At 61.6% G+C, this 21,904-nt stretch carries 11 protein-coding genes; 3 read left to right on the forward strand and 8 right to left on the reverse strand.

Features of this window, described 5'->3' with window-relative positions:
- Positions 1–29: 29 nt before the first annotated feature.
- The 7 genes from IF199_RS16990 to IF199_RS17020 all read right to left on the reverse strand — a co-directional run bounded on the left by IF199_RS16990 (position 30) and on the right by IF199_RS17020 (position 7,353).
- Positions 30–1,433 (reverse strand): ABC transporter substrate-binding protein, encoded by a 1,404-nt coding sequence (locus tag IF199_RS16990; RefSeq protein WP_192558180.1) that lies wholly within the window; start codon positions 1,431–1,433, stop codon positions 30–32.
- Positions 1,434–1,543: 110 nt separating this feature from the next.
- Positions 1,544–1,789 carry a 4Fe-4S dicluster domain-containing protein gene (locus tag IF199_RS16995; RefSeq protein ID WP_007959413.1) on the reverse strand — a complete coding sequence of 82 codons (246 nt, stop codon included), beginning with the start codon at positions 1,787–1,789 and terminating at the stop codon, positions 1,544–1,546.
- Positions 1,790–1,814: 25 nt separating this feature from the next.
- The gene (locus IF199_RS17000; RefSeq protein WP_192558181.1) at positions 1,815–3,545 is read right to left on the reverse strand and encodes a fumarate reductase/succinate dehydrogenase flavoprotein subunit; all 1,731 of its coding nucleotides are present in this window, start codon (positions 3,543–3,545) and stop codon (positions 1,815–1,817) included.
- A gap of 1 nt (position 3,546) precedes the next feature.
- A complete protein-coding gene (locus tag IF199_RS17005) occupies positions 3,547–4,293 on the reverse strand; it encodes a GntR family transcriptional regulator (RefSeq protein WP_192558182.1) in 747 nt (248 codons plus the stop codon).
- Positions 4,294–4,388: 95 nt separating this feature from the next.
- Positions 4,389–5,357 carry a Gfo/Idh/MocA family protein gene (locus tag IF199_RS17010; RefSeq protein ID WP_192558183.1) on the reverse strand — a complete coding sequence of 323 codons (969 nt, stop codon included), beginning with the start codon at positions 5,355–5,357 and terminating at the stop codon, positions 4,389–4,391.
- 16 nt (positions 5,358–5,373) lie between these two features.
- The gene (locus IF199_RS17015; RefSeq protein WP_192558184.1) at positions 5,374–6,261 is read right to left on the reverse strand and encodes a Dyp-type peroxidase; all 888 of its coding nucleotides are present in this window, start codon (positions 6,259–6,261) and stop codon (positions 5,374–5,376) included.
- Between the two features lie 57 nt (positions 6,262–6,318).
- Entirely contained in the window at positions 6,319–7,353 is a 1,035-nt protein-coding gene (locus IF199_RS17020; RefSeq protein WP_192558185.1) for an AraC family transcriptional regulator, read from the reverse strand.
- 211 nt (positions 7,354–7,564) lie between these two features.
- Between IF199_RS17020 and IF199_RS17025 the strand changes: the two genes are divergently transcribed.
- The 3 genes from IF199_RS17025 (at position 7,565) to IF199_RS17035 (ending at position 9,236) form a co-directional block, all read left to right on the forward strand.
- Complete coding sequence (locus tag IF199_RS17025; protein ID WP_192558186.1) at positions 7,565–8,512, forward strand: SphA family protein; 948 nt, start codon at positions 7,565–7,567, stop codon at positions 8,510–8,512.
- 255 nt (positions 8,513–8,767) lie between these two features.
- The gene (relB, locus tag IF199_RS17030) at positions 8,768–8,962 is read left to right on the forward strand and encodes a type II toxin-antitoxin system RelB family antitoxin (protein ID WP_192558187.1); all 195 of its coding nucleotides are present in this window, start codon (positions 8,768–8,770) and stop codon (positions 8,960–8,962) included.
- The gene (locus tag IF199_RS17035; RefSeq protein ID WP_192560966.1) at positions 8,895–9,236 is read left to right on the forward strand and encodes a type II toxin-antitoxin system RelE/ParE family toxin; all 342 of its coding nucleotides are present in this window, start codon (positions 8,895–8,897) and stop codon (positions 9,234–9,236) included. The genes relB and IF199_RS17035 overlap by 68 nt, the downstream gene beginning before the upstream one ends.
- A gap of 49 nt (positions 9,237–9,285) precedes the next feature.
- On the opposite strand, the gene IF199_RS17040 is transcribed toward IF199_RS17035, so the two are convergent.
- A complete protein-coding gene (locus IF199_RS17040; protein WP_192558188.1) occupies positions 9,286–21,780 on the reverse strand; it encodes a filamentous haemagglutinin family protein in 12,495 nt (4,164 codons plus the stop codon).
- Positions 21,781–21,904 lie beyond the last annotated feature (124 nt).

The raw sequence follows: 21,904 nt of genomic DNA on the forward strand, positions 1-21,904 counted from the left end.
CCACGCTCTGCGTGGGAACGATCTGTAAATCAGCGGGTGGCAACGGCCTGCGCGGTGGCGTCGGTGAAGTCGAGGACTTTTCCGCCCTGCACCGACGCGTATTGCTGAGCCTGCCCTTTGAGCAAAAACGCACTCAACCGCCCCTTCCCATCACTGGCAAACCACGCCTGCTCCGCCAGCAACTTGATCCCGCTGTCACTCGCCTGCGCATACACCGCGCGGATGTTCTTGCCTTCTGACTTCAGGCCGGCCAGTGCGGTAAACGCCTCTTCAGCCGAGGCATAACGCCGGACCTTGTCCTCACCGCGCACCCAGATTTCCGCAACATGGCTGAAATCAGAAATAACTTTCCCAGTCACCGCATCGACAGACTTCAACGGTGTCTGCGCGTAATTGGCCAGTTGCGCGGTGTAATCCAGATTCGAGGCCTTGAATGCCGCGCGGATGTACTGGTCATCGATAAAGGTGTTCAGGTCGAGCCCGCGATCCGCCTTCTTCAGCAGCTTCAGCGTGTCGATGGCCGTGCCCACGGCCTGGCGATATTCCGGTTTCCAGCTCAGGTCGCGGGTCTGCACGCCGAGCGGGCCGTGGAACAGGTAATTGACCTCGGCATCGACGCCGGTGACTTTGGCGATCAACTCGCTGTATTTCTCGGGTTCGGCGGCCAGCAACTGATTGGCTTCGATGCTTGCGCGCAGGTAGGCGACGACGATTTCCGGGTACTTCTTGGCGTAGGCCTGATCGACCAGCGCACCGTGGAAGGTCGGCGCATTGGCCTGGGCGCCGTCGTAGATCTTGCGGGCGAAACCACGACTCGGGAACAGTTCGGCGAACGGTACAAAATCAGCGTGGGCGTCGATCTTGCCGGCCTGCAACGCCGAGCCTGCGACCTCTGGCGGCTGGGCGATGATGTTCACATCCTTCAGCGGGTCCCAGCCCTGCTCCGCCACGGCGCGCAACAACATGCCATGAGCTGTGGAGGCGAACGGTACGGAAATGGTCTTGCCCTTGAGTTCGCTCAGCGACTGCACACCAGACGCGCTCGGCACCACGATGCCATTGCCGCTGCCCTTGATACTGCCCGACAACACGCTGATGAACAGGCTGTGTTTGCCAGCGGTTTCGAACGCCACACCATTGAACGCACCCGGGAAATCGGCCATGGCGCCAAAGTCGAGTTTGCCGGCGACCATCTCGTTGGTCAGTGGCGCGCCGCTGGTGAAATTCTTCCACTGCACGTCGTATTTGGCGTCCTTGTAGGCGCCGTCGTGAGGCAGGTATTTGTCGAGCAGGCCCAGCTCGCGAATCAACAGGCCGCCGGCGGCGCAGTTGATGGTGGTGTCCTGGGTGCCGATGGCAATGCGGATGGTTTCGGCCGAGGCCGACAAGGTGAACGAAGCCAGTACCAGACCAGCGATTGCTGCACGCAACATGGTTGAATCCCCTCGAATCATTTATAGGATGTTCGTCTCCGCCGCGATCAGGGCGCGGTGGGAAACGAGGGGTGTCTTGAATCAGGCGTCCGGTGTTGCCGGATAGCGTTTTAGCGGAGCAGATACGGGATTTCGACTTTCACCGCACCGGTCGGGCAGTCCTTTTCGCACGGCATGCAGTACCAGCATTCGTCGAAAGCCATATAGGCCTTTTGCGTGGCCGGGTTGATCGCCAGCAGGTCCATCGGGCAGACGTCGACGCACACGGTGCAGCCCTTTTCGGCGATGCATTTATCCTCGTCCACGGTGACGGGGGCGTTGGAGCGGAAGAAGATTTCCTGGGCTTGGTAGGCCATGGTTCGGACTCTCTCTAGTGATGCCTCAAGCGGCGAAAGCGCCGACCCGCAAGCGGTCGTAAGCCTGCATTTCCTCGGCATCGAGCGGGATGATGTAAGGCTCGACGGCTTTCTTGAAACTGGTCATGCGCCCGTCTTCGCCCTTCTTCAGGTGGCAATGGCAGAACCATTCGCGGTCGTCCCGTTGCGGGTGATCGACGCGGTAGTGGTACAGGCCCCAGCGGCTTTCAGCGCGGAACAGCGAGGCCCGGGCGGCCATTTCGGCGCAGTCGCGAATCACGCTGGTTTCCATGGCGCGCATCAGTTCGTGGGCGTTGTTGGCCTTCATCTCGTTGAGATCGCGTTCGATGTCACTGAAACGCTGCAGGCCGATTTCCATCTTCTTGGTCACTTTCGGCGGTTGCAGGTAGTCGTTGACGAAGCGCCGCAGCTTGTACTCGACCTGGGCCGGCGGCAGACCGTGCTCGCGATCCAGCGGTGCATAGACCCGGGCCTTTTCCTTCTCGATCTGCTCGGCATCCAGAGCGGAGAACTCGCGCCCGGCAACAAATTCCGCCGCGTTGTGGCCGGCGAACCAGCCATAGGTGAACGCGCCGAGCATGTAGTTGTGCGGCACGGCGGCCATGTCACCCGCCGAATACAAACCTTTCACCGAGGTCTCGGCGCGCTCGTTGACCCACACGCCGGACGCCGAGTGGCCACTGCAAAAACCGATTTCCGAGATGTGCATCTCGACCATCTGCGTGCGGTAGTCGGTGCCGCGATTGGCGTGAAACTGGCCGCGACTCGGGCGCTCGTTGCTGTGGAGGATTTCCTCGATGTTCTGGATGGTTTCCTCGGCCAGGTGATCGAGCTTCAGGAATACCGGGCCGTTGCCGCTTTCCAGTTCCTGGTGGAATTCCCACATCATCTGCCCGCTCCAGTAGTCGCACTCGATGAAGCGTTCGCCCTTGTTGTTGGCGGTGTAGCCACCGAGCGGGCCGGTGACGTAGGCGCAGGCCGGGCCGTTGTAGTCCTTGATCAGCGGGTTGATCTGGAAGCACTCGAGGTTCGCCAGTTCCGCCCCGGCGTGATACGCCATCGCATAGCCGTCGCCAGCATTGGTCGGGTTTTCATAGGTGCCCATCAGGTAACCCGAGGACGGCAGACCGAGTCGCCCCGCGGCGCCGCAGGCGAGGATCACTGCCTTGGCTTTGATCACATGGAAGTCGGCGGTGCGGCAGTCGAACCCCATCACACCGTTGACGGCGCCCTCCTCGTCGGTCAGCAAACGGGTGCAGACGAGACGATTGGTAATGCTCACCCGCGCCCGCTTCAACTGGCGATACAGGACTTTCTTGATGTCGTGCCCTTCCGGCATCGGCAGCACGTAGGCGCCCATGTGGTGGACTTTCTTCACCGCGTAATCGCCGGTTTCGTCTTTCTCGAACTTCACACCCCAGCGGTCGAGCTGCTCGATGGTTTCAAAGCTGTGGGTGGCATAGGCGTACACCGCTGCCTGATTAACGATGCCGTCGTTGGCGATGGTGATTTCCTTGGTGTACTGCTCCGGCGTCGAGTGGCCGGGGATGATCGCGTTGTTCAGGCCGTCCATGCCCATGCTGATCGCGCCGCTGCGCTTGACGTTGGCCTTGTCGACCAGCAACACGCGCAGCTCCTTGTTTTTTTCCTTGGCCTTGATCGCCGCCATCGGGCCAGCGGTGCCGCCGCCGATCACGACGATGTCGTATTCCTGCTCTAAGGTATTGCGGGTCATGTCACGCCCCTTTTTGCCGGTCGATCCGCAGGCGGTACTGGAACGCATCGCCGCGGTAGTAAAGGTGTTCGAAGTCCAGCGGCTGGCCGTAGGCGTCGTGGGTCAGACGCTCGATGCGCATGATCGGTGAGCCGGCCTCGACGTTCAGCGCCTGGGTCAGGTCGCTGTCGGCCAGCACCGCGTCGATGGCCAGATCGGCGTGGCCGAGGGCAATGCCGCAGTCGTTTTCCAGAATCAGGAAGATGTCGCGGGTGACCAGATCGGCCTTCTCCAGCCGTTCGCCAACCGCTTTGGGCAGGTAGGTGATTTCCAGCGAAATCGGCTCGCGGTTGATCAGGCGTACGCGTTTGATCTGGGCGACGATCTCGCCTTCCGCGACCTGCAAACGCTCGGCCACCAGTTTGTCGGCGGCGATGAATTTGAAGCTGCGCAGGCGGTTGATCACCTCGTAGCCACGGCCGGTCATGGACTCGGCGAGGCCTTGCAGGGTGCTGACGTTCTGGAAGGTCTTGGGTTTGGCGACGAAGGTGCCTTTGCCATGGATCTTGAAGATCAGCCCTTCTTTCTGCAGATCGCCCAGGGCCTGGCGCACGGTGATGCGGCTGACTTTGAACAGCGTGCCGAGCTCGCTTTCGGACGGCATCTGGCTGTCTTGCGGGTATTCGCCGTCGAGAATCCGGGCGCGCAGCACGTCGCGCAGTTGGGTGTGCAGCGGGACGCTGCCCAGGGAGAGAACGTTATCAGTCATCACGGAATCACTTGTCATAACGAGTTATGACGTGATCTTAGAGACGTTATGACAAGCTTGAGAAATATTGTTTGGGCATAACCTTAGATGCGCCTTCAGTGGCGCTTGAGGATCTGATCCATGACCCAATCGGTCTTCAGTGCTTCGGCGGCGACTGCCGGGTGCCGGGACTCACCGCGAATCTGCGCGTTCATGCCGAGTACGTGATGCCACTGGATGTGTTCGTGATGGTCGATGATGAGGCTGAGCGACTCATCGGCATGCAACTCGACCGGATGCTCATCGAACACCGAAAAACCGATTCGCCCTTGGCTGCCGATGATCTCGACCCGATCCTCACGGCGATCTGCAACAAAGCTCCAGCACCCCATGCCTAACGCGCCCGAGGCGAATCGCCAACTGGCGCTGACCGCATCCTCCGCCGCGTACAACCCGGCCTGACGCGCCGTGAATCCGGCGACTTCAACGATATCGCCGAGCAGGTACTGGAACAGGTCAAAACCATGGCTGGCCAGATCCGCGAAGTACCCGCCCCCCGCCACCGCCGGATCGGTGCGCCAGTTGGTGCTGCCGTCCAGATCCTTCGGTGATGGCGCCTTGGTCAGCGTCCAGCTCAAGTGCCGCACTTCGCCAATGCGGCCCTGCTCCAACCACTGCCGAACCTGCTGGAAACGCGGCAACGAACGGCGGTAATAGGAGACGAACAGGTGCAGACCGGCATCGGCAAACACCTGCTGCATTTCGCGGCTTTGCCCGGCGTTGAGTGCCATGGGTTTTTCCACGCAGCAATGCTTGCCGGCGGCAGCGACTTTCAGGCTGTAGGCGTGGTGACTGTCGGGTGGCGTGGCGATGTACACCGCGTCCACTTCGGGGTCGTTGATCAGCTCATCGATGTCGGTGTAAGTCCGGGCGATGCCGTGGCGCGTGGCGTAATCGGTCACCGCTTCGAGACGTCGCCCCATCACCGCCACCAACGCCGAACCGGGGGCCTTGTAGAAGGCCGGCCCGCTCTTGCGTTCGGCGACGCTGCCGCAACCGATCATGCCCCAACGCACCACGTTCATTGCCCTTCCTTGATTCTTAGCCGATGCGCAAGGCGCGCAGGTCGAGGTGGCCGTCCTTGAGCGGCGGGCACCAGTAGTAACCGCCGGTGATCGGCCGGCTGATGCGGTACAGACCGTCGGTGATGCCGTCTTCCAGACCGCTCATGCGGCGCAGTTGCGCTTCGAACGCGTCGAGGGAGAAACCGAACGCCAGGAACATCAGACCGGCGCGGTCGCCTTCGATCCACGGCATCGAACGGCGCACGACGAAGGCTTCCGGAGCGAAGCTTTCCTGGGCGGTGCGCTTGACGTGGGCGGACACCGGGGCGTCGTCGAGCTCTTCGTTGTCGCTCAGGCGACGGCCCATGATGTTGTCTTTGTCTTCGGCGGACAGTGCATGGAAACCCTTGAGGTCGTGCTGCCACTGCTGGATCGCGGCAAAGCTGCCACCCACCAGACCTTCGGCGCCTTCACTTTGCAGTGCGGCGGCGATGGCGGCTTCGTCGTGAGGGTTTTCGGTGCCGTCTTCATAACCGGTGAGGTCATGACCGTCCTTGTGACGGAAGGCTTCCTGCATCTGAACCAGACGCAGCGCCGGGGCCAGTGCGGCCTCAAGCGCGGTGCTGCGGTTGAGCAACTCGCCACGGTCGACGCCGTGCAGCCAGACCCACAGGGCGTGCTGGGTCGATGGGTTTTCCACGCCGACACCGGTCAGCGCCGGGAAGCTGCGCAGGCCGTCGATGTTCACATTCAGGGCCTTGGCCAAGGATTCACCGAAACCGACCACCGCCGACTTGCTGTCCACCAGGTTCAGCAGGTTGTCGATCGCCTGCGGCAGTGCTTCCACCGATTCGAGGGCGAAAAACAGGTGACGTGCTTGCGGCGGAACAGGGGTGGCGAGGATGCCCGGCTGGTAGTAACTCATGTGAACTCCTTGGGAAAGAGCGCGGAGTTTAACTGTAGCCGGAGGGTTTGTGTGGGATCAGATGACGCACTCGTTGCGCCACGCGCTCGGGCTCTTGCCCGTCCAGCGCTTGAACGCCCGGCGAAAGCTGCGCACGTCGCTGTAGCCAACTTCTTCGGTGATGCGCTCGATGGGCATGTCGGGATTGGCCAGCAGACTCATCGTGCGCGCCTGACGCACTTGCTCCAGCAGCGCTTCGAAGGTCAGCGAGTGCTCGGTCAGCCGCCGACGCAAGGTGCGGCTGCTCATGTTCAGGTCGCCAGCGATCTTTTCGATGTGGCTGCCCCGGCTCAGGTCCCGGGCAATGGCGCGCTCTACGGCCTGAATCAGATCGAGCTTCTGGTGGACTTGCGCCGCTTCCAGCTCCAGCAGTGTGACCGCCTGACGCAGCGCCAGCGAATGATGATTGGGCAGGTTCACATCCAGCCACTGCACATCGATCAGCATGCGATTGTGCAGACAACCGAAGCGTACGTCCGGCCCCAAAAGCCGCCGGTATTCATCAACGTAATCCGGCGCCGCGTGCATGAACTCCACGGCAATCGGTTTGAACGTCTCGCCCACCAGCGCCCGGCCGTAGACCAAAAGGCTGGCGAAAAACTCTTCGACCGCAAACACCTGCACCTCGGCGAACGGCAAGCGGCATTCCACGTCCAGGTACACCTGCTCGCCCACGACATCGACGCTGGAAACGACAATCCCGCCGGACGTGTGCTGATGACGAATCCCCAGTTCGAACGCATCGCGCAGGTTCTTGCACAGCGACAGCACATGCCCGAGCAGACCGAGGGTGCCGAGCACGTTCTGCGCGCCAACCCACAGGCCCAGCCCCTGATTGGGCAAAGCCTTCAGCGCCCGCTGAATCATGGCCACGGCCTGGCGGTAGGAGATCCGCTGCGAAGGATCCTGCAGGTCTTCGAAAGTGAAACCGAGGCCACGGCACAGGCTTTCGGCCTCAATACCCTTGTTGGCAGCAACTTCGGCCAGGGTCTGCAGCAGAAACGGCGACACCAGCGCCAGTTCGAAGGTGGGGTCTTGGACTTTTACATTCATGGGGGCTGACATTCCGGATCACGCTGAATTGTTATTTTTGTAACCGGTTATGTCGAAGGAAGTTAGCACAGGGTTGGCGGACTGTCCGCAGAAGTCCCCTTCTGTGTCCGCCAATACCCTGCCCCGCTGTGCGCCAAGGGCTTATTTCTATAGTGGCCGGGCGTCCTGCGCGCCGGCGGTGCGCCCAAACACAATAATAATGAGGACGGACATGACCCCGAACCGCGCGACATTCCCTGTGCGACTGGTGCTGAGCCTGCTCGGCTGCGCCGTGACCCTGCCGGCGCTGGCCACCGAAGCCGGTGTCGACAACATCGGCACCGGCACCGACGGCTTCTTCATGCTGCCGCTGGAAGTCGACAGCCTTCCCGAGAACATGGTTGCCTTCAACCTCTACTACAACCACTACAAGGCGACCAAGCTCAACATCAGCTCGTTCGGCGGCAAGGTGCCGAATGTCGAGATCGAATCCACCGCCGTCATCCCGCGTATCGACTACCTGAGCCCGGTACGGGTGTTCGGCGGACGCCTCGCCGGTTACATCGCCCAGCCGTGGCTGAAACAGGAAGTGTCGGTGTTCGGCCTGAGCGATACCCGCGAAGGCATGGGCGATACCACCATCGCGCCGATCATCCTCTGGGACATGGGCAAGAACCTGACCCTCGGCGCCGCTCTGGAAATCACCGTGCCCACCGGTGAATACAGCGTCGATCGCCTGGCTAACACCAGCAACAATTTCTACACCTACAAACCACTGTTCTCCTTCACCTGGCTGCCGACAGACAAGACCGAAGTCTCGATGAAGACCACCTACAGCTTCAACGAGAAGAACAAGGACACCGACTACAAATCCGGGCAGATCTTCCATTTCGATTACTCGGCCAGCTACAAGATCACCGACGACCTGATGCTCGGCATCAACGGCTACTACCTCAAGCAAACCACCGACGACAAACAGTTCGGTCACACCGTGCAGTTCGCCGGTCAGGACGTTGATGACGGCGTACGCGGCAAGGTGTTCGCCATCGGCCCGGCGCTGCACTTCACCTTCCTCAAGTACGCCAGCGCGGAGATTCGCTGGGCCAAGGAATTCGACGTGGAGAACCGGCCGGAGGGGGAAATGTTGTGGGCGAAAGTGAGTATTCCGTATGCGTTCTGAGTGCATTTGTAGGAAGGCGCGCGCAGATTTGTAGGCTGGAAACCTGAAAAACAAAGAGGAGGAATAGGCCTACAGCGGCGGTCGAGATTGCCGGACAACGGAGAGAAACGTCCGGCAGATTTCAAAGGGGGTGTTTGCAGATACTGGATCCCGCAGCTTCATGGTTCTTCAAGGGCTCATGGAGTGCATCGTCTGCCAGTGACGACAATGGGCCAATCCCCCCTTAGACTGCTGAAATTGATCACGGAGATCACTATGAGCATATTGCATTCCCCGTTTTACTCTGACTTCGAATCCGAAGAAGAGGCAGAGAGCTACGATCGCTGGTTTCGTGCCAAGGTGCAGGAGGCACTCGATGACCCCAGCCCCGGCATTCCACATGATGAAGCTATGGCAATGCTCGACCAGATGCTGGAAGAGATGCGCAGGAAGCGCCGCGCTGCTGCTTGAATGGAGCGATCAAGCTCTGAACGATCTGGCTGACATTATTGATTACATTGAACAATACAACTCAAACGCTTCAGTTGCTCTGCAACACAAGGTTGGTGCAGCAACGAAAAGGCTTTCATCAATCCCCTATGGTTACCGGTCCGGTCGAGTGCCAAGCACTCGGGAAATGGTGATCAATCCAAACTATCTGCTGGTCTATCGGGTGAACGGGCGCATCAGAATACTGACGTTAGTCCACACCCGACGACAATACCCACGGACCTCATCGCCATAAAAAAAGGGCGGCCAAATGGCCGCCCGAAGCGTACTACACGAGAGTCCTTTTACAACGTCAGCTGCCCCCGCTCCTCCTCCGTCAGCTGCTGTTTCGCCTGTTCATCCAGCGCCCCGGCGCCCAGCACCTGCACCGGGCTGTTGGGGTTGTAGCCCGGTGTCGGTGCGCGGCTGGCGCCATCGCGGGTCGGGGCCAGTTGTTCGTTGCCGAAGCTCAGCACCTGCACGGTGAACACCGAGGCCTGGTTCTGGCGCGAGGCGGCTTGCTGCTGACGGGCGACGTCTTCCGCTGCCTGGGTCGCCGACGACGCAGCCGAGCTGGCCGAGGTGATCGCCCCGGTGTTGACCGCCGAGACCACCGGTACACCGGTCGCCTTGCCCTGCACCGCAATGTTGGCGGCGTTGACCACCGTCAGCGCGGCGATGTTGACGTTGCCCGAGACGCGAATCCCCGCCTCGCCCGCATCGATGGTGCCCAGCGGCGCAATCAGGTCGATGTCCCCCGGTGCCACTTCGGCAATCGGGTTGAGCGTGGCGATACCGGCGCCGGTGCTCGGCACCGATGGCGACAGGGTCACGTTGCCCCAGGTGTCGTACACGCGTTTCGGCGGTGTGTAGACCACGGTGGTTTTCGAGCCGCGACCGGCGTTGATGTCGCCCTCGGCGGACCAGCCGAGGATCGAACCGCCAAACGTGGTCATGATCCGGCTCTGCCCCAGCAGAATGCTGCCCTGGGAGTAGAGCTGAATGTTGCCCGAGCCCTGGGTGATGATGCCCGCCGTGGACGGCGGCGCCGCGCCCTCGATGCCGAACACCTGACCACCGCCCGGCGTAAGCATCTGGATGTCGCCACCGAACAGCGTCTTGACCCCGGCGCCGCCGTAAAGCGTGATATCGCCGTCGTAACGGATCGGGTTGCCGGCCACATCGGTGGTCGGGAAAAGCGCAGCAATGGCGTTGCGACCGCGCAAGTAACTCCCTTTGCGTGGACCATCGACATCGTTGTACTCAAGGCCACCAGCACGCAATTCGGCGAAATACACCTTACGGGCGAAGACCGCTTGCTCAACACTTGGCAATTCGGCGAAGAAGGCTTGCGCCTGTTCCGCGTTGCCGCTGAAGCCGTAGCCGAGGGTCAGCCAGCTCTGCAGTTCGTCGAGGTAGGTTTTGACCACCTTGCCCGGTTGACCACTGAGGGGCACATCAGGATTGGCAAGGTTCTGCGAGTTCAGGTAATGCGCAATGAACCGCGAATAATCCACGCCCTGCGCGCCCGCACCCGCCTGCATGACCACACTGGCGCCAGGCCGGTTATCCCCTGCCACTAGCGGCCCGATACTGCTGATGCCGGCACGATCCTCCATCAGGATGTTGCGCCCGGCACTCATATCCAGCAGACCAGGACCGGCGATGTCGAAGCTGCTGTAGAGGATGTCGCGGCCGGCGGAAACCCGTGACACGTCATGCGCACTGTTGTGAATGAACAGGTTGCCCGAAGAACTGATGGCTTCGTTATTCCCCATTTCCTTCGGCGCCCTTGTCGGCTGGCCCAGATTGGCACCCGACGCCACGATATCGCGCCCCGCCAGCATCCATACCGGTGCTGCCGCTTCGTACCAGGTGCGCAGTGTGGTTGCAAAAGACAGGGTTTCGCCGCTGCGCACACCCACCAGATCACCGGACAATGCATAAAAACGAGCCGGTGCCTGTACGCCGCTCAATCCCGAGTAGGTGTCGGCACCAAAAGCGAACAATGGATAACGCGAGTTCAGACGCGGTGCTATGCCATCGTTGCTGTAGTTACTCGTTGTCGGCCTGCTGTCGGTGTATTGCGCATACCCCGTGAACGCAGGGGCAAACGGCGTTGCAATGGCCAACAGGCTGGCGCCGGACTGATTGATCGCGTAGCCACCGGCGTAGATCGAGTCACCGGCCAGCATTTCCAGTTGCCCCGCCCTTGAAGGCGCCAGCAAGAGTGAATAGTTCGTTGCGGCAGGCGTCCCGTTTTCACTGAACGTGGCCGAAGCACCGGCATAGATGGAACCTTGCCCTGCCACGGCACGCAAAATCGACGGATACACGAAGCGTCCGTCAGTGGGGGACGTGTTGAGATTCGGGACAGTCCCCTGCGAGTCGGTTTCGGCCAATTGGGTACTTGGCGTCAGGTTGCCCCCCGCCGAAAACAGGTCGATAGCCGTGTGATCGGTCCACAACGAGAAAGCCGACAAGCCGCCTCCTGCGTGAACAACACCGTTTGCATCCGTGAACGGCGTGGAGTTCTGCAGTTGGACCCGCCCAGGGTCGGCTGCGCCACCGAGGACCAGATCACCACGGGTGCTCAAGCGCATGCCCGAGTCGCCGGGTATCAGCACCAGCCCACCGGAAGCACTGCCCAGAGTCGAGGTAAACGGATCGAAAGCCCGGGTTTCGCGCGGGTCCTGATAGGTTGCGTAAGCACCATACTGCAGCTTGATCGCACCCGATGCGCCAGCCGACATTTGTGCCGCTCCGCGCAGGTTGATCAACGCACCCTGCAAATCGTGGCGTGGCGTGGCAGTACCGGTTTGCCCGGCACGTGCCTGCAATGACGGGTTCAGCATGCCGCCAATGCGAATGTCCATGTCGCCGCCACCGGTCAATTGCAGGCTGCCATCACTGCCCACTCGCCCGGTACTGCCCACTGCAACGATCAGACCCTGACTGCGTGGGTTGGTCACGCTGTCGCCCAGCGGCTTGAGCATACCGGCATCGCCTCCGGCTCGCAGGCTGACGTTGCCGCCGCCGAGTGCGCCGAAACCGGTAAAGCCCACCAGGTAAGGGGCGGTATCACTGCCCGCGCCAGGCAGCGGCTGGGTAGCATAGCTGCCGAAGTTGATCCACCACGCCGTCGGCACATTGCTGTTGCCCGTGCCCTGACGCCAGAGCCAGTTGCCCACCGATGCGCTGGCCACCTGCTCTCGATAGACCGCCGTGTTGCTCGGCCCACGACGTCCGACCGCATCACCGGACACCGAGCCGCCGGCATTGATCGTCAGGTTGCCACCCAATGTCGGGTACCAGGCCTGATAAAGACTTTCGGTACCGCCATTGACCCATTTTTCGTAGTCCGCCCCTTTACTGCCCAACACCGAGTTGTCGTCGGTCAAACGTCCACGTGGCTGGTTATATCGCTGATCGATGTCGCTGGACTGAGTGCCGGCCGTGTACACACCGTAAGGTGAATCCATGCTCAGGTTGCCGGCCGCCAACAGATCGAGATCGCCGGTACCGGTGCGCAGCACGCTGAACATTTGCGAGTGAGTGGTGACAGCGATGCCACCCTTGTTCGGCATGCAGCCACCCGGATCGATGTCGCACCAGTACAGATCCTCTTCACTGATCGGTGTACCCGGCTCCTTGCCCAACCAGTTGCCTTCGGCCCACAGGAACTTGGCGGGAGCGACACAGTCCGCCGGATTTTCATCGCAGAAATGCAGATCGGCATCGGTCACGACCGAACCGGCCGGGCGGTTCTTGGAGTTGCCTTCAGCCCATTTGGTGTCGAGCTTTTTCTCGGTCACTTTCAACCCGTAATGGGTATCCGCCAGACGCAGATTGCCGTCAGCCGTCAGCGGCTTCAACGCACGGCTGTCGGCGGACTCAAGGTCGGCGCCGGCCACTACGCGCATCGACCACGACGTGCTGCCCGGTGCCAGCATGCTCGCGATGGCCCAGTTGCTGCCCTGCTGTGTTGTGCTTGAGTAACCGCGCAGCTCAATGAATGCAGTGCCATCGGCAAGTACGACGTCGGTCATGGACGGAATCAGCGAGCCGCGCAACAACGCCAGCGGGCCGCGCAATTTAACGCCCACAGCGTTGTTATCCGCCCCGATCGCACGAGGCAGCGGCACATCTTTTGGCCAGAGCATGGCAAGCAGGCTGGTGGCATCGTTCAATCGAGTGCCAGCCCCCAGCCGACTGCCTGCCGGCAATGTCACGCGGTCATTGAGCAAGGTGCCGGCGGCGTACAACAGGTTGCCCGATGCATCATGCACGGCGCCTGACAATACCGTGCCGGCGCTGATCGTATAGGCGTTGACCAGAACGCCTTCGGTCGGCAGCAACGTACCGCCCGCCAGCGTGGCCGCTTGAATCGGCAAGTCGTAATTGAGCGTGGTGCCCGCCGGAAACAGAGTGCCTTCGGCCAGAGTCACGCCGCTGCCCGGTACAATCAGGTCGCCGCCAAACGGCTGGACACCCGGCAGCAGTTTCCAGCCAGCATCATCGACGGTTTCCAGGGGCTTGGCGAAACCGTCGTTGATGCTGCCGTAGATATCCAGATTGCCGCCGGCACGAATCACCAGGCTGCCGGACTCACCAGAGCCATAGACCGGCGTCTTCTGCGAGTTCGGGTTGAGGCTGGCGTAGCGGTAATGCGACAGGTCGACATCACCTTCTACCACCAGATCGCCATCGGCCGTCTTGCTGACGATCTCGACACCGGGTCGCAGATGGAACGCATCGGCGTAGGACGCATTGTTGAGCCCGGCGAGCTTGCGTTGCAGCAGATCATTGTTGGCCAGCGCCGCATCGATGAACGTGGTGTTGTCACCGTCGATACGAACGAACATGGCCTGATCGATCACCTGATACGGCCGGCCGCTGGCGGCCGGATCGACACCATCGCGGGCATCCGCGTAACGTCGCACGCCATTGAGGCCGATGGAGCGCGCCCCTTCAATGGTCAGCGTACCGCTGGCATCAATGGCGATATCACCGACGCCAAGCCGTGGCGCGTTCAACTCCAGCGTACCGCGCGGCATCCCGTCGTTTTGCCCTGGCAGCTTGCCATTGACTGCATCGGTGCCATGACGCAGATCGATCCGAGCACCGGAGGCCAGTGTGAGCAAGCCATCACCGGAATTGAGTTCGACCATGGCGCGGTTCGGCGCGTCGATGATCTTGCCGTAGCTGTCGACCCGCAACACACGACCATGGGCATCGAGCACGGCATTACCGGAGAGGGTCAGGCCGTTTTTGCCGGACAGGCGAATGCTGCCGACCCGCTCACCACTGGCATCGACACGACCGCCAATGGTGAGGCTGCCATTGTCCACCACCACATTGACTTCGCCGGCCTTGAGCCCGTCGCCGATCAGCAGGTCACCCTGTTTGAACTGGAAGCTGCGACTGCCGAACACCTGCCCGGCATTCAAGCGCTGATTGAGTGCGGCGAACTGTTCATTCAAATCGCCACCCAGCCGTTGCGCGCGAATATCCACACCGGAAGCCTTGTACGGCACCAGCGTACCGCCGGCATCGTAATAGCCGCTGCTGGCACCGAGGATTTCACCTTGCAGATCGACCTCCCCCGCATTCACCGCCAGTGCCACAGCACTGAGATTGCCGGCCTGATTGTTCTGCGCCGACAAGTCGATACGTGAGCCCGCCGCCTGGCGAATGTTGCCGTTGTGGCTATAGAGCGACACGTCTCCGCCCCAGCTGTATTTCTTCACGTCATTGAACGGCAAGGTGCGCCCGGCCAGATCCAGTTGCGCGTTGCCGGTCAGGCTCAGGTCGCCTTCTGCCTTGACCTGCAGCTTGCCGCTGGCCAGCACGATACGGCCGTCGAGTACGACGTTGCGCGCTTCAAGACTCAGCTCTGCGCCCAGCGCATCGGCCAATGCAGCGCCACCAGTACCGGTGAGCGTCAAATTGTTGCCCGCCTTCAATGCGTTGACCGATGCTACTTCGCCCGTCAGCAACGGCGTCAGCAGCGTAAGGTTGCCGCCGCTGTAGGTGTAGCCCTTGACCGGGTCATACGCGCCCTGTTCCTGGTACACCGACAGGCTGCCTTTGTGGTTGGCGGTAATGCGCTCACTGGCCGTGAGATTGACGTTGGCGAAACCCAACGCCAGGCGATCGTTCTGATCCAGTCCACTCGGTTGCGGACTTGGCCCATAGCCCAATTCGATCCGCTGCGCCTGGATGTCGAGGGTCCCGTGACCGCTGCCGGCCCCGCCCTTGACCACTGCACCCGGCTCTTGCGGGGCACCATTCCAGATCAGGTTGGCGGTACGGATGGTTGCGACATCCCGGGCATCACCCTGTCCGTAGATCGCCGGTGTGGTCAGGATCAGGTTTTGCAAATTGCTGCGACCGGTTTGCGGGTCCAGCGTATCGAGCGAGACAGTGCCGAAGAAGTTGAAGGCGTCACGGGCTGTCAGGCTCAAGGACTCCAGCGCCGGAGCACCGAATTGCGTATCGCCCCGCAGCAGACGATCAAGCACGTTCTGGCTCAGCGTGAGGCCGACTGGCACGCGCCCTTCTGCACCCGTCAGCGCCTGCGCATTACCGACATTGATCGCACCCACCGCAAGCCCCAGGTGGCGTGTGCCGAAACGCACCGCGTCGCTCAGCTCAAACTGATTGTCGGTCGCCGCGGTGATGCTGCCGTTGGAGTAAAGTATCGCCGGGTTGCTGCACGGCTCAAGCGAACAGCTGCCGATACGGATACTGCCCGCTCCATTGATACTCACGGCCTTCGCCGGTGCCAGCACGCTGTTCCAGCCATTGGAAACCAGCAGCAGGCTGGCATTGCCGGGGTCGTAGACAAACCCGTCGGTTGAATCGAACGGGGCGTCACCACGTCCCAGCGTGTTGATACCCGCGCCGGCCTCAAGGGTGATGGTGCCGTCGATCTTGCGAGTCCGCAGAACCACCTCCGGCGCAGAAAGCACGGCACCTTCGCGCACCGTGATGTTGTCGGAGCCGATGTTGTTGGCGAAGGTGACAATATTGCCCCCACTGCCGTAGTCCACCGTTGGCAAGGCGCCAATCGCCAGCCTCCCGGCATTCATTTGATTCAGGCTGTCGGCGTACAGCGAAATACCCGTGAAACCCTGTGTACGCTGTCGACCCGCACCCAACACCTCGATGGTGCCATCGACTGAACGCACAACGGCGGTACCCGCCACACCGCCCTCGGTCGGCTTGAACAGCACCTGTCCGTTGAAGTCCAGGGCAATGTCACGGTCCCCGCCACTGTTGAAACGCAGCTCCAGCAACTTGCCATCCATCGGCGCCAGCGCCCGTGACACGCCCAGGCGCGCCGCATCGTTTTTGATGAACTGGGTGAAGCCGGTTTCGTTGTATTGCGAATAACGCCGCAGTACATCGGCCGAGGTCAGAATCAGCGCGCTGGAGAGACTGTCGCGTACACCGCTGTTGGCGATCGACATCTGCCCGTTGCTGGTCCATGAACCGTTGCGCATCTGCAACGCAGCACCGGTCTGCCCGCCCATGACCTGACCGTTGACTTCGACGCGAAATGCACCGGGCAACAAGGCGAATGTCGACGGCAGCAAGGTATAAGTGCCGGCCGCCAGCCCCGGCACACCGGCGGCGATGGTAATTTGCTGGCCGATACGCGGATCGACCGCCCCCGCCTCGGCGAGCACCGGCGCATAAACACTCTGATTACCCGGCACGATGGCATAAACCGGATTGCTCGCCAGCCCCGGCAGGCTGAAGGTGCCGTCATTGGCATTGCGTACCAACGGGTTGAAACGCGCATCGGTCGAACCGCCACGGCCGGAGACAAAGCCTGCGCCACGCAAGTCGCCGCCACCCGAAAGATCAATCACGGCACCTGGCGCGACGTCGATGTATTGCGACAGCAGGGTCACTCCCGTCGAAGCGCCGACAATCCCTTTGAGCGCTACAGGGTTGCCGTTGTAGCGATAGTCGATGCCATCGGTTGTACCGCCGTAAGGCATGACCAACCCGGCAGCGCTGACGGACGTGAGACTGCCGGGCAATAGCTGGACTTCACGGGTCAGCACTGACTTGGTGTTCTCGCCCAGCATGATCGAACCGAGCGGCGCCCGCAGCACACCACCTTGCTCGATGCGGCTGGCAGCGAGCGTCAGATTGCCGAACACCGAGTAAGGCAGCGCAGTCGGCGCCGCGCCGTTGGAGAGAATGCGCAGAGTACCTTCAGAGGGTGACGTCTCCTGCTGAAAACCGGCACGCACCCTGGCACTCGCCCCAGTCACCGGGTAGACCTGAGCCGCGCTGAGGCTCAAGTCACCCGCCGCCCAGAGTTCGGACTGTGTTCCAGTGGTGGAGGCAAGAAACCGCATGTCACCCGAACTGGCGAGAGAAACCTGGGCGAAGCCACGGCGACCAACCTGCCGGGCCGGGCCATTGAGCTGCGCAATCGAACCCGACGTACCGAATGACAGACTGTTGCCGATGTCCAGCAGGTTCGACGTGGCGACGAACTGCGCCGCCGACAGGTTCGGTGTCGGCGCATTCATGACCCTTGGGCGGATGACGGCGTTGGAGCTGTAATAGACGCCCGTGCCCAGCATTCGCAGGTAAGGCGCAGACAGATTGATTCGCGCGGTTCCTTTCGAGTTTTCGGCCAGCGACACGGCGCCGGCATACAGGCTCAAGCTCTGATTCAGATGCAGGTCGACATCGCCGTCGAAGGAAATCAAGCCGTTGCTCAACAGGCCAAGATGATCGAAACCGCCTGTCATCAATGCATCGGCACTCAGCCGCGTGCGACCGTAGACCAACTGCCGGTCTGCCTCACCGGGCTCAAGATCCGCCGGCAACAGCGGCTCGCCCTTACCCTGGCCAATGATCAGTTCCCTTGGCAGGCGTACCTCGTTGGTGGCCAGGTTGGGATTGTAGATCGGCGTTTCCAGTGCGATGTCCAGTCGACCACCGGCAGCACCTGCACCGCCCGCCGCCGCCCGCAGATCGCCGTCGATAAACAGGCCGTTGTAGGAACTCAGGGAAATCTTGCCGCCATCCGTGGCAACCGTGGTCGGCCCCTGACCGGCGATGTCCAGCACCGCCTGAGTGCCAGAAGCGTCAAGACGTGCACCGTTGCGCACGATGACATAAGCGTCGGCCGACGTGGCGGTGGCCTTCTTCGCATCGATTTCACCGCCGATGATGATGCTGCCACCCTTGCCGACCTGGCCGTAGACGCGTCCCAGTGCATCGACTGCCGTGGTCGCGCGACCGGCCACATCCAGCACGGCGCGTTCGCCAATCCAGATCGAACGGTTATGGGCTTGATTGGCGGCTTCCAGGGCATTCTCGGCCGGATCGCTCAAGCCGAACTGCTGCTGGCGAATATCAAGGGTGCCGCCCCACGCGTTCAGTTCGCCATTCACCGTGATCTGCCCCGGCCCGCGCAGACCGATCCGTTGCCCGGGATCGACGCTGATGCGTGAACCCGCGCCAAGCGTCAACGCGGACTTGAGCGGATCGATCAGGCCGGCCTCGCTCGATCCAGCCTGCAACGACAGGCTGGCGCCACCTCGTTGAGTCAACACAGCCTTGGTCGGATTTTCCTGGAACAGCGTCGGCGTCCACAACTCCAGTGCCGTCTGCGGATCGACGCCGCTGACCTGTTTCGACGCCGCTTCAGCGAAACGATAGACCGGCATCGTGACGTCGAGCACGCTGTTGTCGGCGACCTCCAGGCCGTTCAAACCAATAATGCTGTACGCCGAGAAGCCCTTGCCGAACAGGTTCGGGGGCAGTTGCAAGGTGCGTTCGGCCAGCGTCTGGTCGGTCTGCCCGATCATGACCTTGTTGGCCTGTACCAGCAGCGTGCCGCCCCCGGTGACACCGTATCCGCGCACATCACCATCAAGGATGAGCTGTGTGTTACCTGGCGCGGCGTTGGCGCTGGACTCCAGCGTCACACTGCCGCCCTTCCCGCCGCGAGTCTTGCCGTTCGCCAGCACAGCGGCGCCAGACGAAACATCCAGCAAGCTCCCGGCCTGGACGTCGATATCGCCACTGCTGCGGATCGAAATCAGGCCACCGTTCAAATACGCAAGGTGGCTGCCGTCATCCGGGTTGGTGCCCAGATTGCTCCACAGACCGCGCGTATCCAGTTGCACACCGTCAGCCACAGTGACGCGGGTTGCGTGCCCTGTCGCGGCAGAAATCTTCGTGTCAGCGACCTTGTTGAGCTGCAGCTGATTGAGCACGTTACCCAAACGCACACTGCCACCGCGGGCCGTGAGATCGGCATCGATCTGCACATCCGGCGCGTACAGCGTGATGTCGCCGCCGGCATCGACCTTGAGCGCATCGTTAACGTCGATCAGGTCTTTGGCAGACACTTTCAGAGCGCCCAGCCTGAAACCGTTGAGTTGATCGGCATCGAGAAACAGTTTGCCTTTGCGCGCCTCGGACACTGAAGCGAGCAGATTCTGGTCATTGCCATCGGCCGGTTTCTCACCGCCAATACGTACCTGGTCGAACGTTGGATTGAGGCCGTACAACAGGCCGCCAGCGGAGGCAACATAGGCCGGGTCATAACTGCCGACGATCAGTTGCGCACGCCGCGCCACGGCTGTCTGAGACTGTTCATAACCGTCCAGTACAGCACGCGATGTCTGGGTCTGGCGCTCACCCTGATACACCTCGCCGAGCATTTGCCCGTTGAGCACGGCGCTGCTGGTCGCAATCACCAGTTGCCCGGCATCGCGGCCCACGGTGTAGCCCGACTCGACACGTTTGGTCGGCGCGATCAGCGGGCTGTAGTAATAATTCGTCTGGCCCCAGCGCTTGCTGCTGTCCTCGTAGCCTTTGTACAAACCGCTGTAAAGAATATCTCCCGGCGCTCGAGAGATTTCATACAGATGCCCGTCGGCACCGCGCAGCCAGCTCTGGCGAATCTCGCCGCTCTGTACATCCAGCGTACCGCCGGACAGGTTGATCAACGAACCTTGCTCGGTGACCACATCATTGCCGGCGAAACTGACCCGGCCGCCTTGCGCCATCCACTCACCGATGCTGTGGTTCTGCGTGCCCAGATAGCCGCCGACTTCGAGCAAGCCGCCGGCGGTGTACCAGCGGTCCGTGGCATAGCCGTTGGTGCCGGCGGGGACATACACCAGTTCGCGCACATCGACCCACACGTCATTGCTGTTCAGCGCACCGCTCTCGCGGTTGACCGACGCATCACGCTGCTCGTTGCCCTGTACGTTGATTTTGATGTTGTTGGATTCCATCGCGACTTTTACGCCGATGGCGCCGGACACATCGATCATCGCGCCGTCACGCACCAGGCTGCGACGCCCTGCCGTCACGGCGACCTGACCGCCTGTGGCAAGCGTGATCGAGCCGTTCTGGAACTCGACGCTGCCGCCGCTCTGCACCTCGATACGCGACTGGTCGCCGCGCACCTTGTTGTTGGCGTTGACACCGGTCAGCGCGGCTTTGTGCTGACTGTCGAGTGCCGTCAGATCGCTGCTGTCGAGCATGATCGCCGTGGCGCTGCCCTGCCCCAGGGTGACGCTGCCGTTGGTGTCGGTGGCCGGGTTGAGCAAGTGGATGGTGCCGCGCGTTGCCACCGAAGTGCTGGCCAGCAGCACACCGTTTTGCTGCACCTCATGGCCGGTCAGGGTGATGTCGCCCGTGGCGGCCTGAATCAAACCGCTGTTGCTGACCTTGCCGGCACTGCTGCCAGCCTTGAAGCCTGGAACGACTTCACTGCCGAACGTCGTGGAGAAGCCGTTGCCTTCGGTGCCCGAGCCTTTGCGGATATAGAAACGATCGCCGGCGCCGAGCACGGTCTGGCCTTTGGCGGTGTTGATGCTGCCGTCGTTCTGCACCTCGTTGCCCAGCAGCAAGGCATAGCCGCCGGCATCGGTGGACGTCGCGGGCGTGTGAGTCGCAATCGCTGCGCCGCGCTCTACCAGTACCTTGCCGGCAGCGTCGGTAAAGGTCGGCTGACTGGCGTTGCTGTCGAAGTACAAGCCGCGGTCACGGAACTGGATGTCGGTGATATTGGCGGCAGCGGCCACCAGGTTACGCACGTTGACCTGGCTGCTGCCGCTGAACACGATGCCGTTGCGGTTGATCAACATCACCGTGCCGTCGCCCTTTATCTGCCCCTGAATCTGACTGGCGCGGGCGCTCGGATCATTGACCCGGTTGAGCACTGCCCAATTCGATTGCTGGGCAAACTCGACCGTGGTGTTGCGGCCGACGTTGAAGGTTTCCCAGTTGAGAATCGCCTTGTCGGCGGTCTGTTCGATCTTCACCGTAGTCTTGCCATCGGCCTGGGACTGCTGCGGGCCTTTGGCATTCTGCCAACCCTGGGCAAGGCTGTTATCGACCTTCAACCCGCCCTCGCCCAGACCATCCGGCACAAACTGCACCGTACCCAACGCCGCCGAGCGCCCGGCAGCCTGAGCCGCTTGCTGCGCGGCAATCGCGGCCACGGTGTTGTTCAACGTCTGAATCGAACGTTGCAATTGCTGATTGGCTTTCTGTTGCTGCGCCAATGGCGGCGTCATTCCCGGTAACCCACCGGTGCCGGGCCTTGCAGCGGCGGCTTGCTGGGCGGCGCCCTTGGCGGCAAACCAGCCCGAGCTGAACGCCGTTTGCGCGTGCGCACTGCCTGCCACCAGACACAACGCCACCGCCTGAGCCAGCGGCTTGAGCAGCCACAATGCCGGGTCCATGGCATCACGCTTGAAAGACTGGACGTTGGTACGACGACGGGATGGGCGAGCGAGCATCACTACGAGATCCTTTTAAGAGCTGCAGGTCGGCAACCACCTGCTGTTAGGACATAGGCGGTTGGCAAGGGGCACGACCGAACGGATGTCACACAAACTTCATGTTGGGGGAGTAATTGCGCGC

This window comes from Pseudomonas allokribbensis (assembly GCF_014863605.1).
GTDB lineage: Bacteria > Pseudomonadota > Gammaproteobacteria > Pseudomonadales > Pseudomonadaceae > Aquipseudomonas > Aquipseudomonas allokribbensis.

Coding starts and splice junctions, on each gene's coding strand:
- IF199_RS16990 (WP_192558180.1), bottom strand. CDS start 1,433: ATGTTGCGTGCAGCAATCGCTGGTCTGGTACTGGCTTCGTTCACCTTG.
- IF199_RS16995 (WP_007959413.1), bottom strand. CDS start 1,789: ATGGCCTACCAAGCCCAGGAAATCTTCTTCCGCTCCAACGCCCCCGTC.
- IF199_RS17000 (WP_192558181.1), bottom strand. CDS start 3,545: ATGACCCGCAATACCTTAGAGCAGGAATACGACATCGTCGTGATCGGC.
- IF199_RS17005 (WP_192558182.1), bottom strand. CDS start 4,293: ATGACTGATAACGTTCTCTCCCTGGGCAGCGTCCCGCTGCACACCCAA.
- IF199_RS17010 (WP_192558183.1), bottom strand. CDS start 5,357: ATGAACGTGGTGCGTTGGGGCATGATCGGTTGCGGCAGCGTCGCCGAA.
- IF199_RS17015 (WP_192558184.1), bottom strand. CDS start 6,261: ATGAGTTACTACCAGCCGGGCATCCTCGCCACCCCTGTTCCGCCGCAA.
- IF199_RS17020 (WP_192558185.1), bottom strand. CDS start 7,353: ATGAATGTAAAAGTCCAAGACCCCACCTTCGAACTGGCGCTGGTGTCG.
- IF199_RS17025 (WP_192558186.1), top strand. CDS start 7,565: ATGACCCCGAACCGCGCGACATTCCCTGTGCGACTGGTGCTGAGCCTG.
- relB (WP_192558187.1), top strand. CDS start 8,768: ATGAGCATATTGCATTCCCCGTTTTACTCTGACTTCGAATCCGAAGAA.
- IF199_RS17035 (WP_192560966.1), top strand. CDS start 8,895: ATGAAGCTATGGCAATGCTCGACCAGATGCTGGAAGAGATGCGCAGGA.
- IF199_RS17040 (WP_192558188.1), bottom strand. CDS start 21,780: ATGCTCGCTCGCCCATCCCGTCGTCGTACCAACGTCCAGTCTTTCAAG.